The sequence below is a fragment of the Sphingobacterium sp. lm-10 genome (assembly GCF_023554555.1).
In the GTDB taxonomy this organism is placed as follows: Bacteria; Bacteroidota; Bacteroidia; order Sphingobacteriales; family Sphingobacteriaceae; genus Sphingobacterium.
The window spans coordinates 58,005-75,495 of record NZ_JAMJWC010000002.1; the positions used below are offsets into that span (position 1 = coordinate 58,005).

Genomic DNA, 17,491 nt, shown 5'->3' on the forward strand with positions numbered 1-17,491 from the left:
ATTATTCTACTTTTTGTACTGTTTTAAATAGTTGATGAACGACATCTTCTTTTGTATAAACAAGATCTGCTTTCAATCCCTTAGAGACAAATTCTGTAAAGTCGCTATGTTGCTGACTTACGGAATTCATCAGTTTTTCTATCGTTTTCTTACTTTGCAATTCGACGGTTTGTAGCCAATTTTTTTCGATTTCTGACTCCTTATTCAATCTGATCCTGTGTTCAGATAGCTTCCATAATTCAAACAAGATTTGACACTGTTTTTCTTTTTCTTGGCTAATAACAGAAGGAATCGGTAAACTAATCTCTGGCAAGGTTGTAATTATTTTTTCATCAATAGGTATAGGAAGCGGACTCAATCCATTTTGATCGACATCTTCTTCCCTGATTAACAGCTTATTAAAGGCTTCAAAATAATCTTTCTTAAATCTCAATCCTCCAATAGCCACATCATCCTTTACAACAATAATCGAAAAAAAGTCAATATCTATATTTGATAACAATGATAAATCCATTGACAATTGAAAGAAGGCATCTCCATCAGAAAAATCAAAGTCTCTAATGCCGAAAGTAGCGTATGTAAGTGTCTCGGTTTCTTCGAGACCATTTGGTAGAATGAATTCATAGCTAGCATCTTCCTCTATTACATTTAGTATTGCTTTTAATTTGTTCAGCTTTTCGTTTTTGGCTTGATGCCACCATTCCTCGACAGCTTTCCGAGCAACATGCACTGCTTTTTTATTTTCTAAAGGGATATTGGAAATGTAATATTGTATAGTAGCATACAGTCTTTCAAAACACTTTTGTTCCTCCAGACATATACTTTCCGAATCAAAATAAGGAATTGTCTTACTTTCAATTTTTCTAAATGCTTCCTGCATATTGCCTAGTTCTAAATAAACGGCTTTAAGATTTATTAAGGCAACATTTCTCGCATGTTCCTCTTTCGGAACGAAGATGTTTAGCAACTGGTTGTTGATGTTTCCAAGAGAAGAAAACCATTTGTTTATTTCTTTCTCTTCGGGCAGATGGTCATTCAGTTCGAAATATTTTTTCTCATACTTAGGATAAGGTCTTTTCTTGGCAATAGCATCACTGAGTTTAAGCCTGAATTGAGCAACATACGGAAGCGCTTTTTCTTTTTTGCCGTTATTTCCTTCTAATAAGGAATCTACCAATTTAACAATGCTTTTTGACCACTCAATAGCTATCTTACGAACCTCCAGAGTATTTTTCTGCCATTCGTAAGCCGAAGTTTCCTGATATTTTTTTTGTATGGCAGACAACCATATTTTATTGAGATGTACATCAAATAAATTACCAATGGCTTCCACAGTAAGATGTTTGATGGAGTTTTGTTTGACAACAGATATAATTTCCTCTGAGGGAAAAGGCAATAATATTGCTTCTGTACAATACTTTTCATAAAACGGAAGGAAAGCATGCATCACTTGTATTCTGAATACACTGAATTCATTTGCTTTATCCACTTCACTATCAAACAACAGGTACTGTATGTAGATATTACTTTCTTTTTCCTCGATAGTTAATGAGTTGGTGCTTACTTTTAGATAACTCAGTATAACGCTTTTATTTTTGCTTACAAATTCTTGAAAGGCTATCGGATTGCTAATCTGTAAGTACAACATGAACTCTTTAGCTTCCTGGATATCCATACAGATCAGATCATCAATCAATATTTTATTCTGTATAAAAGGTAAGCTCAACGATAATTTTAACTCATTAAACCATTTGAAAAGAAATTCAAGTCCCTGATAGGAAGTGATAGGAGAAGTTCGTTTTGTCAGCCTATCTTTCAAGGCATTGGCGAACAATACTAAATCGGTGTTTTCAAAAGAATAGATTGGCAATTTCTTTTTTAATTCAGCGAGCTGTTGAAAATTTCTTCCTCGTTCACCCATTATTCTTGAAAGCTCGTCTAAAGTATTAAGCTCTGTAAATGGTACTGTGGCCATAGAGAATAGCTCTATACCTCCTGTATTATAAGCCTCATCAAATAGCTCCTTGTTCGAAAGCCAATAACGTTGAGGTTCTCCATGCATGATACCATCTAGGGCGAAAACCATATCAGAAATGTCACTTTCGCTCAACAAGCTTGCTAAACCGTTGTAAAAAATAGCTTTATTGCTGTTAGTCAATAAAAGTGGAGCATTTATAAAGAAATCATGTTTGTAATTCTCATCAACTATCTTTAAAAGATTAATCAGTGATTCTTCTATGGGTAAATTGCTGTGTAGTAAATCTTTTAAGTGGTTGGATCTAACTGGATGAAGCCCTTCGACATATTGACCATCAAAATTCAGAAAATATTCTTTTTCAAGTTCATTTAGTAATATTCCTCTGTCTTGCTGAAAACCAATTTCAGCTTTTATATAAGCTATAAGTCTTTTGGTCTCCAGCTTAATATTCAAACAATCTGCCAAGGAAACCATTCGTAGGATTTCAATTTTTGCTGCCGATGATGCAGATTCGTACAGATACTTTATTTGAGCCAAAAGTCGCTCATGAATCATCTGCCCTTTTGTTAAAAGGTAGGTATACTCTATCAATAGTCCCTTATTCACTACCTGTTCCCATACAGGTTGCCATTCTTTAATATCAGCGTGGATCTTCTTTTTCTTTTTAAATTGTTCGAAAATATCTTTTGCTTCATGAGTTGACAAAGAAATATCTATCGGAGTCAAGTTGACACGTGATATATCAGCACCGAATCTAAACCAGTCTTCTTGTCTTGAAGTAATCAAAAACTTAACAGGCATATCGCTAGTCTTCTCCGCAATATAAGACCAAGAGATTACGGAATTATCTAGTCCATCGATTACAACTAAAGGAGCTTCCCCAATAAAAACTCTTGATTCTAAAAATTCCACGACAGCATTAGCCTCGTTTGTGTCTCTGCAAGTATTTAATTGATAGATAGCATGGTTCGGTTTTAAATTATACCCTATCTGCCATGCTAATGTCGATTTCCCCTGTCCACTGGAAGACCTAATGACGACAATGTCCGACTTTTGAATTGCTTCTTCGATTTGCCTTTCCCAGTTCTTTCTCCTTACAGGAAGTCCCTGAACAATACGTAACGGTCTCGCTGCCTTACCATCATAATAATCATCCGATTGTTTCCCATTGTCTAAATAAGAGACTTTTAACACCCAACTATTCTGAATGGCTTTATTTACAGGTGCTTTTGAAAACGAGTCTCTTATGTCCTGAAAGAGACAAATGACATCAGCTTCACTGATTATCGTCCGATTTTTTGACCAAATAAGTGTGTTGTAAAATAATGCATTAAGAAACTGGAACTCCGTTCCTCTATTTACATTCCATTCTTTATACAGCAATACCTGGATTTTTGCATATAATTCATTTGTTGATTGGGGTTCAAAAGAAATCCTATCTCCAAAATCACTAAAATTTGTGTTCTAAGATAGTGTTTCCAATTTGTCGATCCAGTATTTCGAAAGCGGCTGTCCTTGTCTTTTGCTTATGAGCGTAGAGAGGTTTCCATCTGCAATCTTCATGTTATAGACAAGTTTAAATCTGCTGTCAGGATTTTTTTCGTACACTTCTAGGAAATTCTGAAGAACTCCTAATCCCCAAAAAGTGCCAGCATCCATTTTATTAACAGATGACTTTAATTGGATATATTCGGAATCAATAGTAATAGTTTGAGACGTATGCAAGTCGATGTCCTCAATTCCCTCCAATTGTATGAATTTTGTTTTTGCATCCTTTTTTAGCTCTTGTAGTATTAAATAACAGGCATAAAGTATTTGAAAATGAATTCCTCTAAAGTTGGTGGCTCCTCCATTTCTTTTCTGTAAAATGTTATCTAAGTTTTCAGTAACTTGTTTTAGGGTTGTGGTTTTAGGTTCAGCTCTCATCTTCTAATGATTTTTTATTCTACGATCCAACAACAAATGCATAATAGTTCAGACCACATCATATTCAAAAACAACGTTTTCTAATTCAGGCGTAATTAAAAGAGCGTCCCCCTTTTTTGTTTTTCTACCAGTTTCGCTTATGAGATGGAGGTTTGTTTTAGCACGGGAACAGATCACATACAGGAGTTTTTTCGAGGCTTCAATGGCGTTTCCAGAAAATATTTCATTCCAATGAGGAATATACCCATTCAATAACCCATAAGCAATTACAGTTTCAAACTCTTCTCCTTTAACTCCCACACAGGTATTTATAACAACACCTGTCATTTCTCTATAAAAACTTTTAAATGTCTGAATGTCACTTGGGATAGTAAATGTTGGGTCGTTAAGTCTCTTCTCTATTGTATCAAAAAACTGTTTTCTGCTTTCTACAAGGTTTGGATACCTTTTGTAGTCAACACCGATAGCACCAACAAATTGATCGAAACAATCATTTAAGTAATCAATGCCTTCATCTTCATTGGATTTTATTGAATTTATAAGCTTTAGTAAAGCTCTTTCGGTCAAATATTTCTCTTCTAATTCCGTATTAGTTTGAATTCTGAAATTATCGATTAATTCCGCTGTCCACCTGTATCTTAAAGAATATATCTTTGGGTTAGGCTGCGTTAGAAGTAATCGTGACAATTTGTACCAAATATTCTCACGATTTTTCGACATCGGAGCCAAGCCAGAGGCATCAAAATTGACATTTGGTAGAATAGCTCTTAGTTTTTTTGAAATATTTGTTATTAACCACCATTGTGGCACGAGTACACAAATTTCATCTTCGGGGATTCCTTTAATAATGCTCAGCTTAATCAAGCTTGCAATTTCATCTACAATATGAGATTGGCTTACCGTATTATTAAATGTAATACATCCAATTTCTTCTGCATTATGTCCCGCTGCCCGAATTTCGATTTTCTGTGTTTGAAAATGGCTGTAAAAGTCAATAACTCTTTGGCATGTCCTATAATTACCGGTTAGGGTCAGAGGGGTAATTGGCATATTGTTAATTTCGGCGCTAACCTCGTCTATGTTTTTTGCGATGCCTCCCAATGATGCATATATTGCCTGATCTGTATCACCTACAAGAAATAGCGACGTTTTCCCCTTTCCAGCTTTAATGATTAGTGAAATAATTGCATATAATAGGTCTTGTGTATCCTGGTATTCATCAACACAGATTAACTTAAATAAATTTGATAAGGTAGCCTGAATTTTAGGATGATTGACTAAAATCAGATAGGAGTAATAGAGCAGGAGTTCGAAATCAATTAACCTTTTACTTTTTAGAATTTCGTGGTACTCTTTCAGTAGATTCCGCTGAACAGACTTAGGTTCAACGAAACTACCGTCCCTGTTAAAACGAAGATTAACAGGATCAATTGATTTTAAATTATGCTTGGCTTTAAGTGTATCCAGGAGGTCTGAACAGAAAGTTTCATCAGCAATTGAATATCCATTTCTTAACTCCGGTAAATAACATGAATACGGTTTTATAATCCATTCCAGACAGAAGGAATGCAGGGTTCCCGACCAAATTCTACTGCTATTTATACCCATAGCATTCAATCTTCGAAAAATTTCTTCGGCAGCTCGAACTGTAAAAGTTAACGCAGCGACTCTTTTTTTGCTGTGTGCTTCAATATTGGACACTTCATAAGCAAGCTTATGAATTATAACTCTCGTTTTACCACTGCCAGGGCATGCTGTCAATAAAACATGACCATCTTGTTGGACAGCGGCTTTTTGTTCGTCACTTAATTTCGATAGGATCACAATAAGTTGAAAAATTTAGTTAATTGGTCATTTTCGAACGAGGCACAAAAGTCAACCACCAGTTGTTCCGGTGTTTTTCCTTTTTCAATAAATTTCTGGGCTGTATCATAATCCCCAGCATCTTTGTGACTTCGTATAGCTTTTAGACGATAGTTTATAGCTTTTGCTTTCGACGCCAGATTGAGATGAGAAGATGCAAATGCTATGGCTTCTAAGATATAGTCTGGTATGAAAGTGTTGTAGACTAGTTGTTCCGCCAGTAATAATGCCAACCAGCCTTTGCCATATTTTTCCGCCAATCTTAATGCTTCAACACCGGCGATTTCGACGGAGCTATTCTCTAACTTATCTTTTGATTTCTGAACGTTAGTTGCTCGTTTATAGATTTTGTTAAGACAATTGACAAATTCAAAACTATTCCCATTCATCAATAAGTCTACTTCGAAAGTATATTTTGAATAAAAAGGTTTTAAGAAAGCGTTTCCATCACAAAAAGAATCTAAGTGTGCTTTTCTCTCTTCCCCTTTTTCCTGAGAAGCGCGACAGTGCTTCTCATAGTCCGTATCATCATCTGGATTGTCCGGTAGTGTCACAATTGACTGGTCATAATCAGTAATAATGGCACAGCATTTATTAATTCGATCTTCATGAAAAAGTCTGGCAACATTGGCAAATCCTGTGCTTCCTATATTCACTAGACTTACACCTATTTCATCAAGTGATAATCCAAATACCCTTTTGAACATCGCCGGGATGAGGATTTGCTCCGCATCACCTTCTACCAATAAAATACCCTTGGCGAAAAGAAGATTACTGCGTACAGCATCTAAATATCGTTCAATTCTGCCAATTTCATTTTCATCTAAATTGTTGGATGGATGAAACACATGAGCTTCTTGTTTGCCTCTGCAAAGGATATTAACACTACTGATTTTACTAACCGAAGATATATGTGTGGAGTGAGTACTGATAATAACCTGAGTTTTGTTCTCTTTAAGATTATCAAACAGGGTCTTCTGAATATGTGTATGGATGTGTGCTTCAGGTTCTTCAATTAAAAGAAAGTTAGCAATTTTATCCGTCTTGACTCTTTCGTATTCAAGTAGCTTTAGTGATAAATAGATAAGATTTGCTCCACCCAAGCTTAACTCCCATATCCGACCCTCGTACCCATCATCGTCAGGATCACCCACCCATAATTTAAGAGATTGGAAAAGCTTTTCCATTTCATTAGGAAGTTCGGATTTGATATTAATATTAGGGGCATAAGTTGTTCCTACAGCTTCTTTTATGCTTTTGTCAATGCCCTTTCTGACACTTTGTACCTCATCAAGAGAACTTATTTGATCATTAAGTTTATCAATGCTGTCTATGATGTCATTTTGCTTAGTTACTTCTACGGTTTTTTCTTTTCCTCTAAGTAGGTTTACTAAAGGATTATTGGCATAGGATCGCAAGTCACTTTCTACATCTCTCAAAGCTTTAATAAATGTGCAAGATACTTCATTGTGAATGTTTATTTCTCTCGGCAGCCACGTGCCAAATATTAAATCTTCTTTTTCATCAGGGTCAGGAAATTCAATTGATTCAAAGTCTCCCACGTATCTTTTATAAGTAGCATTATCGCTAAAATCTCCCATACCACGACTTAAATAAACAGCTTCATAATCTTCGATAGTTATTTTGTTTAACAATAGTTGAAGATCAGCCTCGTTCTTTCCACCAGTTTGTGAGTAGTCATACAGTTCTTTTCTGAATTGATACTTTGGACGAAAATAAACGGAATAACTGCCTTTATTGACACTATCCATATGACCACTGGTTTGAACAGCTAGCGCTTGGGCTTCTTCACTTGTATCAAGATTTTCAAATTCAAGGGAAATAATTATCCAATGTCCCACCCATTGGTTGCCCAGTGACCTATTAAAGTCACTTGGGTAAAACTTGATATATCTTGGCATTGTATCATCAAGTAATATCCTTAGTGCATAGAATAGATTGGTCTTGCCGGATCCATTTTCTCCAATAATTGTATTTATGCCATTTTTGAAATTGAATTTGGCTTGCTTGAAATTTCTAAAATTACGAATAGCGAGAGAAGAAATAAACATAATTTAGGTTAAGTGTTTAAAATTGATATTTTGAAAAAATCTGAATATTATAATGTTTTCCTATTTGATACGATTAGAATCCTTACATCAACATCAAGTATTCCTGCTATTTCATTTAATATATCCAAACTTGGCTGCCTTCTATTCTGTACGTATGAATTGACCATATTGTAGCTTTTACCTAATTTTTCAGCTAACCAGGTCTGCTTAACGCCTTTTTCTTCCAAAACTTCTTTAATACGATTCATTGTTTTAAAAAGTTTGAACATAAAGATAACATTTTCATCTAAAAATATATCATGAAATGAGATGTGTTGTCTGCAAGAAATGCTAACCTTGAAAATCAAATAACACATTATTCATATGAAAACAGCTTATCTATACGTCCGCGTAAGCACGGACGAACAAAAAAGAAAAGGTTACTCCTTGCCAGAACAGGAAGATCGGTTATTAAAATATTGCGAGCACAGCAGCATAGTTGTCAAGGGCATCTATCGGGAAGACTATTCAGCCAAGGACTTCAACCGCCCAGAGTGGAAAAGGTTAGTTACAATAGTAAAAAGCAAATCCAAAGAAGATAAGAACATACTATTTATCAAATGGGACCGGTTCAGCCGGAATATTGAATACGCATACGAGATGATAGGCCTGCTTCGAAAATACAAGACAACTGCAATGGCCATCGATCAACCTATAGATTTTTCGGTGCCGGAAAGTACGGTTATGCTTGCCGTCTACCTTTCGGTACCTGAAGCAGAGAACCGCAGAAGAGCGATGAATACAGCAATGGTATGCGACGAGCAAAGCAGACGGGGAGATATCCCAGCAGAGCCCCTTTGGGCTTCATCAACCTGACCAAAATGGACGGTAAAAAAATCATCGCTCCCAAGCAACCCGAGGCAGGGATAATAACATGGGTCTTCCACCAACTTGCTAAGAATATACACAGAATAGAGGATATCAGAAAGATGGCTGAAGAGAAGGGTTTGAAATGCTCCCGGTCTCACTTTTTCAGGATTATTCGCAATCCTGCTTATTGTGGCCTTATTCCAATAAAAATCAATGCGCAAGAACAGCACATGATAAAAGGTATTCATGATCCTCTGATCTCGGAAACCCTGTATCATGAGGTTCAGCGAATCATCACAACGAAGAGAAAAGTCACCGCTAAGAAAGATAATCTGAAGGCGATGTTTTTTTTAAAAGGCTTTTTGGTCTGTCCCCTTTGTGGCCGAAATATATGCGGGAGTATTTCTCAGGGCAAAACAAGAAAGTACCCATACTACCATTGCTATGGAAGATGTAAGACAAGAATAAATGCTTCTCTTTTAAATGAAAGATACCACGAGGGACTTCGACAAATGGTACTTGCGAGCGGAGCAGTTGATCTATTTAATAGCATTTTAGAGGATTGGAATACAAAAACACTAAAAGCCCAACATGTACAGGAACGAAACATAGTTGTCAGGAGATTAAACGAACAGGAATCCATCCTTTCTCACTCCCGGAAATTATTTGTAGGAGCGGTATTAGACCTCAATGACTACACCGAATTAAAAAGGGAGTGCAACGCTAATTCCAAAAGCCTGAAAAGAGAACTACAAGATATCAATACTAAATTAGGAAATATTGATAAGCAGATCTATTCCAAGGACAGATCGTTTGTAAATATTTTCCAGGGATTCCCATACTTGGATACGGCGGATAAAAAACATCTTGTCAATCTCATCCCGCCACTTAAAGTTGACTTCCAAACGGGAGATATCTCTTTGGACTTAAACAGTGCATTATCAAAAATACTAGAAACAAAAAGAAACGCAAAAAGCAGTTAATATGAACTTCATAGATAAAAGGATTTCCGTTAAAAAAACAATTACTATTTTAGCAAAAAATGGCATCCACGTGGACGATAGTGAGGCCGTAGTTATTCTAGATTTTCTATATCTAATGGCTAAAAATCACACGAAACCAGAAGAAGAAAATACATCAGAACCTTAAAGAGATTTCGAACTCTGGAAAAAATGCAATAACCTTCGCTTCTGAATGGTTTGTAAGACTATCCCAGCAAAAAATCTAAAGAATTTTACCGTAAATATCGAACTCTAAATAATTCGATTATAAAATATTGGTTATTAGATTTTTATTGCCATAAAAAAAGGAGATTTCAAATTTATGAAATCTCCTTAAGTAGCCCGTAGGGGAATCGAACCCCTGTTACCAGAATGAAAATCTGGCGTCCTAACCCCTAGACGAACGGGCCATTTTTCTGTTTCGGTGTGCAAATATAGAATTATATCTATATACATCAAAATTATTTTCAAAAAATTGCAGCTACTTATTAAAAAAGCTATTTTAGAGCAACGTAAAACGAACCAGATGAAAAAAATAGGCCTATCACTTTTTGTTTACCTCATTGCCCTAACTATAGGGCATGCCCAAAAACAGCCCTACACGCTAACCTGGCGAGCTTCTCATCAAGATACTACAGGAAAGCAGTTTGATATTGTATTGAAGAACAATCATGACAAGGTATTGGACATGAGCGCATACGATCTATGGTTTAATTCTAATTATCACATTAAGGAGCAAGGCCATATCAAATACACGCTATCAGACGAAAATGGAAATCTATACCGCATCAGCTTTAAAGAACCAATTAGTCTAGCGAATCGCGATTCTTTAGTCATCACCTATAGTACGGATTTTCCAATTACGCATATATCCATTGCGCCAAACGGCTTCTATTTACAGTCGCGCAAAGACCCAAGGCAGGTAACTTCATTACCTGACCCGCATATTACTGCGCCAAACTTATCCAGAGAAAAGCATATAAAAATGCTTGCCGACCTGTACGACAAAAATGCACTATTCGAAGGTGATGAATCACAGCTCATCTTACCCACACCGCAATCCATAACCGCATCAACGGGTCGTTATGAAATCAGCACCGGTTTTTCTTTTTACATCGACGCGGCATTAGCAAAAGATCTTTCTGGTACATTTAAGGAGATACACCAAGATTTCTCGAGGTGGAAGCCTAAAAATGTCAACCAGCCGGAAAAAGCACAACTGGCGATTCAAAAAATTGATGGACTTGCCGACGATGCCTATCGGCTATCTATAGACGCCAACGGCATACGCTTGCAAGCCAGTCATGCAAAAGGGACATTCTATGGTATCCAGTCTCTGATATCATTATTCCCTGCTAACTATCCTGAAAGCAAATCTATATCCGTTCCTTTTGTACAGGTTGAGGACGCCCCGCGCTATGGCTACCGGGGCTTGATGTTGGACATTTCTCGAAACTTTAAAGATTTGAAAACGCTAAAACGTTATATAGATGTGATGGCGCGGTACAAGTTGAATAAACTGCACCTTCACCTCATCGATGATGAAGGATGGCGATTAGAAATCCCCTCCCTACCTGAGTTGACGGCTATCGGAGCAAACAGAACACCTCAGTATGCGGATGGATCCGGCATTCAACCGTCGTATGGATCAGGAGCCCACGTGAAGGAAAAGCAATACCTCTCAAAAGAAGAATTTAAAGCCCTTTTGCGCTACGCAAACGAGCGATTCATTACGGTGATCCCGGAAGTCGAGACGCCAGGACATGCCCGGGCAGCAGTAAAGGCCATGGAAGCGCGGTATCACCGATTGCTGAAAGAAGGACAAAAGGAAGAAGCAGAACGATTCTTAATGAATGATTTTCAAGATACCTCTACCTACTTTTCCGCACAATACTGGCAAGACAATGTGATGAATCCTGCCATGTCCGGCACCTATCGTTTCATTGCTCATATCGTAGATGAAATCAAAAGTATGTATCAGGAAGCGGATGTGCCACTACAGCTGATCTCCATTGGTGGAGATGAATTACCGACTGGATCTTGGGAAGGATCACCCTTAGTGCAAGCCTTGATGAAAGAAAAAGGTTATTCTTCCGTACATGAAGTGTGGACGTATTATATTGATCGTGTGCACGCTATTCTCGAAGAGAAACAACTCACCATGGCCGGATGGGAAGAGATCGGGATGGTAAACCGTGGCAAGGGTATGGAAGTGAATGAAGCCTTTGCGGATCGCGGATTCGTACTGGATGTGTGGAATAATACCATTGGTGGCGGGCAGGAAGATCTAGCCTATAAGTTGGCTAATGCCGGACACAACACCGTTTTCGTGAGCGCCAGTAATTTCTACTTTGATATGGCATGGGACAACCGTTTTGAAGAACCTGGCCTAACCTGGGCATCAAAAACGGATTTATATCATGCCTACTCTCTACTTCCAGAAAGCTACTTTGCCAATATAAAATATACCGATCGCGGCAAGCCGTTGGAAGAGAGTTATTTTGCAAAGAAGACTAGGTTGACACCGGAAGGCGCAATACACCTTGTTGGCCTGAAAGGTGCGCTTTGGGCAGAAACCGTATTGGATAATGATGCGCTGGATTATATGATCTTCCCGCGCTTCTTCGCGTTGGCTGAGCGTGCCTGGGCACCAGCAACCGAATGGGAAAGCGAAGCCAACTTCGACAAAAAAGCGTTTGATAAAAGGTATGCTGAATTTATTGACAAGGTGGGTAGCACGGAGCTACCGAAGTTACGCCGCTTTGCTGGTGGCTTTCATTACCGTTTACCAGCAGTTGGTTTGAAAGAGAAAGACGGCAAGTTAATGGCTAATGCCGAATACCCAGGCTTTCCAATTCACTATACAGTAGGTACCCGAGAAAACACATCAGCAAAACCATTTCCTTCAGAAGGCTTATCCTTGAAGGTGGGCGAGAAAATTCAGGTTTTTACCACAGATGTGGATGGCCGTAAAGGCCGTGTGAGCACCTACACGCAACAATAACAATGCTCAAAATCACCAAACGTCGTTTCAATAGGCGTTTGGTGTTGTTATTTACGGATGATGGCAACAGTTAGGCGAGATACACAAGTCAGCTTACCTTTACTATCTCGTATTTTGATATCCCAGATATGCGTTTTACCGCCAATATGTAATGGCGTACACGTAGCGATTACTTCCCCTGATAAAACAGGGCGCAGGTGATTAGCATTGACTTCGAGTCCTACACCCACATATTTATCCGGGTCCACGATCAGATTCGTGGCTACACTTCCTACCGACTCGGCAAGCACTACCGATGCGCCGCCATGCAATAAACCATAGGGCTGCTTGACTTTATCAGTAATCGGCATACGTGCTATAATAGCATCATCACGAATTTCAACCGCCTCTATTCCAAGAAAACCCGTCATATTCTTTGCGAAAAGTGTGTTGATTTCCTCTAGACTATATTCCTTAAACCACATGCTCTTGCTGATTATTATTGCTACTATCCTCCTTTAGGTAACGAGTAGCTAATACCGTGCGGTGATGATTCAAGTGTCCTGCTATGATGTAAAGAAATGCCTGCACGCTTATTAGTCGATCGGAGGCCATGCCTTTTCTGTTCAACTCTGTCTCGTTAAAGGTCTCAAATAGACAAATATTCGACTGCCTTAATGCTGTAAATTCCTTGACGATACTCTCCAGACTACGTTCATCGTGCCGTCCATTGGCCACGAATTCATCCTGTTCGAATGAGGCTAATGCCGTCATATCATTTCGGGCGAAACGCAGCGCACGATAAGCCATCACACGCTCACTATCTAGGATATGGCATAGCACTTCCTTGACCGTCCATTTGTCTTCGGTATAGCGATACGTTTCTTTATCCTTGGGTATATCGCGCACAAATAAAGGAAAAGAGGTTAACTGCTCCATTAATTCATCCATTACTGGGTTAGTCACACTCTCAATGTATCCCCTGTAAAACGCCGGAAAATCATCCGATTTCAGTTGGTTCATATCGCAAATTACTTTTTAAAATTATTCTGAATGTAGTGCCCTTCCCTACTTCCGATTCTTTCACAAATATCTGGCCACGATGCAGCTTAACCATACGTTTGGTGAGGCTGAGGCCAAGGCCCCATCCACGTTTACGGGTAGTAAATCCGGGTAAAAATATCGATTCCCAGTTAGACCTGGGAACTCCTCTCCCCGTATCGCTCACATCCATGAAGATCTCTTCCTTTGCGATGTTTTCAAAAATATGAATATGCACCTTTCCTTCCGACTCAATCGCGTTGACCGCATTCTTTAGTAGGTTTTCTATAATCCAGTCAAATAGTTGTACATTCAGCATGGCCTCCACATGTTGGTCACCTTCTAGTACAAAAGAGATACGGCCACTGGTGCGCACCCGGAAATAATCCATATAGTCTTTAACCACTTCGAAAATATTGTGGTTAGATAGGTGCGGATCGGAGCCAATTTTGGAAAAACGGTCGGCCACCACTTCTAAGCGATAGACATCTCGCTCCATCTCATCAAAAAGGGTATTATCTTCCGACTCAAATGTTACCCTAGCCAACTCCAGCCATCCCATCAGAGAAGAGATAGGCGTGCCGAGCTGATGCGCTGCCTCTTTGGCCATCCCAACCCATACCAAGTTTTCCTCCGATCGTTTGATAGAATTGAATACTGTATACGCAATGATGAGGAAGATCGCGATCAACGAAAGTTGAATATAGGGGAAGATGCGCAATTGCCGAAGCGCATCCGAATCCTTATAAAATACAAACCACTTTTGCCCGGTTTCCAGTTCGATAATGATGGGGGCATGGCGCCTGCGCATCTCGGCCAATTCCTTTGCAAAATAGCCTGGATCATAGACAAGCGGTTGTGCCAAAGTATCCGCCGGGTCCACCGAGATATTTGTTCGTGTACTATCCAGATCACGCCAAAAAATAATATCTCCAGCGTCGTCAGTGATAATTGCGGGCAAGGAAAGACTATCACGCACCGCGTAAATAAAGCTTATGAACTCGTCATTTACATCGGGCAACGATACAATGCTCCGTGTACTCATGGCCCACACCTCTGCTTTCGTCCGTTCGGATTTCGAAAGGCTTTTGGTGAGGTAATTGGTATACAAAAGAGATGCAGCCGCAATCATGGCGGCAAATAAAAATAGAAATAGTTTCCAATGTTGCCGATGATGGCGGTACGGATTTCTTTGCATAAATTCTTAATCGCGCTACAAAATAGGCATTTTCTAGTTAGTAGGAGCGGTTATGCGCCCCTATGATCGGGAAATAATACGTAGTTTTGTTCTTATGAGTTTGGAAAAGAAAGTCCGGGTGCGCTTCGCGCCCAGCCCGACAGGCGGTCTACATCTAGGGGGCGTACGTACCGCATTGTTCAATTATCTGTTTGCAAAGCACCACGACGGAGATTTTATTCTTCGCATCGAGGATACCGATCAAACCCGTTTTGTTGCTGGTGCCGAAGCGTATATCAACGAATGTCTCGCCTGGTGTGGCATCGCCCCGGATGAAAGTCCAGAAAAACCCGGTGCAGTCGGGCCCTATCGCCAAAGCGAAAGGAAGCCTTCTTATCGTCAATACGCGGAGCAGTTGATTCAATCCGGACATGCCTATTATGCTTTCGACACGGCCGAAGAGCTGGACGAACAGCGTAAATTACAACCAAACTTTCGCTATAGTCATGAAAATCGCATGAGTCTTCGTAACTCACTGAGCTTAGATGAAGCAGAAGTCTCCAAACTTTTAGCAGAAGGCCATCCGCACACTATCCGGATCAAAATGCCTGAAGAAGGTACGGTCTCTTTTGAGGATATGATACGGGAACGTGTGGTCTTCGAGACCAAACTGATTGATGACAAAGTGTTGCTAAAAGCGGATGGTATGCCAACCTACCATCTTGCGGTTGTCGTGGATGATAAGGCGATGGAAATTTCTCACGTCTTCCGTGGAGAAGAGTGGTTGCCGTCTGCCCCTGTTCACATCTTGCTATGGGAATATCTCGGCTGGAAACAGGAGATGCCACAATGGGCTCATTTACCGTTAATCTTAAAACCAGACGGTAATGGAAAGTTAAGCAAACGGGATGGCGATCGCCTGGGCTTCCCAGTCTATGCTATGAATTGGACAGATCCTACTTCCGGAGATACCACCGTAGGATTTCGCGAGAAGGGTTTCCTACCCGAAGCATTTGTAAACATGTTGGCCATGTTGGGCTGGAACGATGGTACGGAGGAAGAATTTTTTACCCTGAATCAGCTTATTGAAAAGTTCTCCGTAGATCGTATTAGTAAAGCGGGCGCTAAGTTTGATTTTGAGAAAGCGAAATGGTTCAACAGAGAATGGATTCAACGTACTCCGAATGAAGAATTGGTCCCGAAGATCGCAGCACTATTAGTAGAAAAAGGCATTCAGGCAGCGGTAGAAAAAATAAATACCCTATTAGCTTTGGTTAAAGATCGGATGACGTTTATTGCCGATTTCTGGGAGCATGCTTCCTACTTTTTTCAAGCACCAGAATCATTGGATAGTGCTGCTGTAAAGCCAAAGTGGACAGCAGAAAAAACAACTTTTTTCGAAAAAATAATTACCGTTTTTGAAGCGCAGGACGAATGGGCCGCGAGTAATATAGAAACCCTATTTAAGGATAAAATAGCACAGTCCGGACTCAAAGTAGGGGAATTGATGCTGCCATTGCGTATCATGTTGGTCGGTGGAAAATTTGGCCCAGATGTATTTGTGATCGCAGAGACACTTGGAAAAGAACAGGTTGTACAACGCATAAAAAATGGATTAAGAATTATACAAGACTAATCACTAATAAACATCACTATGAAACTACAAAACACCATGCTACAGGCAGCTTTGGTGGCCATGCTAGCATGGACTACAACTGCTTGTAACAACCATTCATCGTCCAATAAGGAGACGGAAGAAACTACCGATACCACGGCAGCTGTTGCGGCAAGTTATCCAGAAGAAGAACTAGGATGGAAGCTAGGCGCTCAAGCCTACACCTTTCGCTTATTCTCTTTCGAGGAGGCCTTACATAAGATTAAAGAGGCTGGCTTACAGCATGTAGAAATGTATCCAGGACAAGATCTTACTAAAGGTAGTTCAGAAAAAACCGGCCATCAGCTTAATGCAGAGGGTAGGAAAAAAGCGAAAGAACTATTGTCTGAGCATGGTATTACGTTGAACGCCTACGGCGTGGTGGATGGTAAAGATGAAGCAGAGTGGCGTCAGATCTTTGATTTTGCGAAAGAGATGGGCATACAGGTGGTGGTTTGCGAGCCTAAAGAGGCACATTTGGATATCCTGTCTAAACTATGTGATGAATATAACATCAAAGTAGCGATACATAACCACCCAGAGCCTTCTACGTACTGGGATCCTGCGATCGTTTTGAAAGCGATTGAAGGTAGAAGCGACAAGATGGGTGCAGCAGCCGATGTAGGTCATTGGGAGCGTTCGGGATTGAACCCTGTAGAATCTTTGAAAAAATTGGAAGGAAAAGTTTTCCATGTACACTTTAAAGATTTAAACGTAGCCAACGATAAGGCAGCACACGACGTACACTGGGGCACTGGGGTAATTGGTATGCCACAGATTATCGAAGAGCTGAAACGTCAGCAATTTAAAGGGATGATCTCCGCGGAGTATGAGCATAACTGGGAAAACAACACGGGTGATGTAAAAGCCAGTGTAGAAAAATTCAGACAAGCATTGTAACCGCAGGAAACACACAAAAAAAGCGATCAAGACGAAAGACTTGATCG

The 17,491-nt window shown here is 39.6% G+C and carries 13 protein-coding genes and 1 tRNA gene; 5 read left to right on the forward strand and 9 right to left on the reverse strand.

Features of this window, described 5'->3' with window-relative positions; genetic code table 11:
- Position 1: 1 nt before the first annotated feature.
- From M8998_RS10170 to M8998_RS10190, 5 genes are all read right to left on the reverse strand, one after another.
- Positions 2-3,361, reverse strand: coding sequence for a P-loop NTPase (locus M8998_RS10170; protein WP_249992501.1), 3,360 nt, complete (start codon positions 3,359-3,361; stop codon positions 2-4).
- 81 nt (positions 3,362-3,442) lie between these two features.
- Positions 3,443-3,904, reverse strand: coding sequence for a dsDNA nuclease domain-containing protein (locus tag M8998_RS10175; RefSeq protein WP_249992502.1), 462 nt, complete (start codon positions 3,902-3,904; stop codon positions 3,443-3,445).
- Positions 3,905-3,952: 48 nt separating this feature from the next.
- Entirely contained in the window at positions 3,953-5,728 is a 1,776-nt protein-coding gene (locus M8998_RS16300) for a UvrD-helicase domain-containing protein (protein WP_249992503.1), read from the reverse strand.
- Complete coding sequence (locus M8998_RS10185; protein WP_249992504.1) at positions 5,725-7,839, reverse strand: ATP-dependent nuclease; 2,115 nt, start codon at positions 7,837-7,839, stop codon at positions 5,725-5,727. The genes M8998_RS16300 and M8998_RS10185 overlap by 4 nt, the downstream gene beginning before the upstream one ends.
- Positions 7,840-7,886: 47 nt before the next feature.
- A complete protein-coding gene (locus M8998_RS10190; protein ID WP_249992505.1) occupies positions 7,887-8,087 on the reverse strand; it encodes a helix-turn-helix domain-containing protein in 201 nt (66 codons plus the stop codon).
- 115 nt (positions 8,088-8,202) lie between these two features.
- Here M8998_RS10190 and M8998_RS10195 point away from each other — a divergent pair, with 115 nt between their 5' ends.
- Both M8998_RS10195 and M8998_RS10200 read left to right on the forward strand, forming a co-directional pair.
- Positions 8,203-8,694 carry a recombinase family protein gene (locus M8998_RS10195; protein WP_249992506.1) on the forward strand — a complete coding sequence of 164 codons (492 nt, stop codon included), beginning with the start codon at positions 8,203-8,205 and terminating at the stop codon, positions 8,692-8,694.
- A gap of 5 nt (positions 8,695-8,699) precedes the next feature.
- On the forward strand, positions 8,700-9,671 hold the full coding sequence (locus tag M8998_RS10200) for a recombinase family protein (RefSeq protein ID WP_249992507.1): 972 nt from the start codon (positions 8,700-8,702) through the stop codon (positions 9,669-9,671).
- A 356-nt stretch (positions 9,672-10,027) separates the two neighbouring features.
- On the opposite strand, the gene M8998_RS10205 is transcribed toward M8998_RS10200, so the two are convergent.
- Positions 10,028-10,099 (reverse strand) — tRNA-Glu (locus M8998_RS10205).
- A 116-nt stretch (positions 10,100-10,215) separates the two neighbouring features.
- Between M8998_RS10205 and M8998_RS10210 the strand changes: the two genes are divergently transcribed.
- A complete protein-coding gene (locus M8998_RS10210) occupies positions 10,216-12,693 on the forward strand; it encodes a beta-N-acetylhexosaminidase (RefSeq protein ID WP_249992508.1) in 2,478 nt (825 codons plus the stop codon).
- 47 nt (positions 12,694-12,740) lie between these two features.
- On the opposite strand, the gene M8998_RS10215 is transcribed toward M8998_RS10210, so the two are convergent.
- The 3 genes from M8998_RS10215 to M8998_RS10225 are packed head-to-tail and all read right to left on the reverse strand — an operon-like array spanning position 12,741 to position 14,911.
- Entirely contained in the window at positions 12,741-13,157 is a 417-nt protein-coding gene (locus M8998_RS10215; protein WP_249992509.1) for a hotdog fold thioesterase, read from the reverse strand.
- A complete protein-coding gene (locus tag M8998_RS10220; RefSeq protein WP_249992510.1) occupies positions 13,147-13,695 on the reverse strand; it encodes a DinB family protein in 549 nt (182 codons plus the stop codon). Before M8998_RS10220 ends, M8998_RS10215 begins: the two co-directional genes overlap by 11 nt.
- Positions 13,673-14,911, reverse strand: a complete 1,239-nt coding sequence (locus M8998_RS10225) for a sensor histidine kinase (protein ID WP_249992511.1) — start codon at positions 14,909-14,911, stop codon at positions 13,673-13,675. The genes M8998_RS10220 and M8998_RS10225 overlap by 23 nt, the downstream gene beginning before the upstream one ends.
- Before the next feature lie 94 nt (positions 14,912-15,005).
- Between M8998_RS10225 and gltX the strand changes: the two genes are divergently transcribed.
- A complete protein-coding gene (gene gltX / locus M8998_RS10230; RefSeq protein WP_249992512.1) occupies positions 15,006-16,526 on the forward strand; it encodes a glutamate--tRNA ligase in 1,521 nt (506 codons plus the stop codon).
- Between the two features lie 18 nt (positions 16,527-16,544).
- Positions 16,545-17,444, forward strand: a complete 900-nt coding sequence (locus M8998_RS10235; protein ID WP_249992513.1) for a sugar phosphate isomerase/epimerase family protein — start codon at positions 16,545-16,547, stop codon at positions 17,442-17,444.
- The last annotated feature ends 47 nt before the right edge of the window (positions 17,445-17,491 follow it).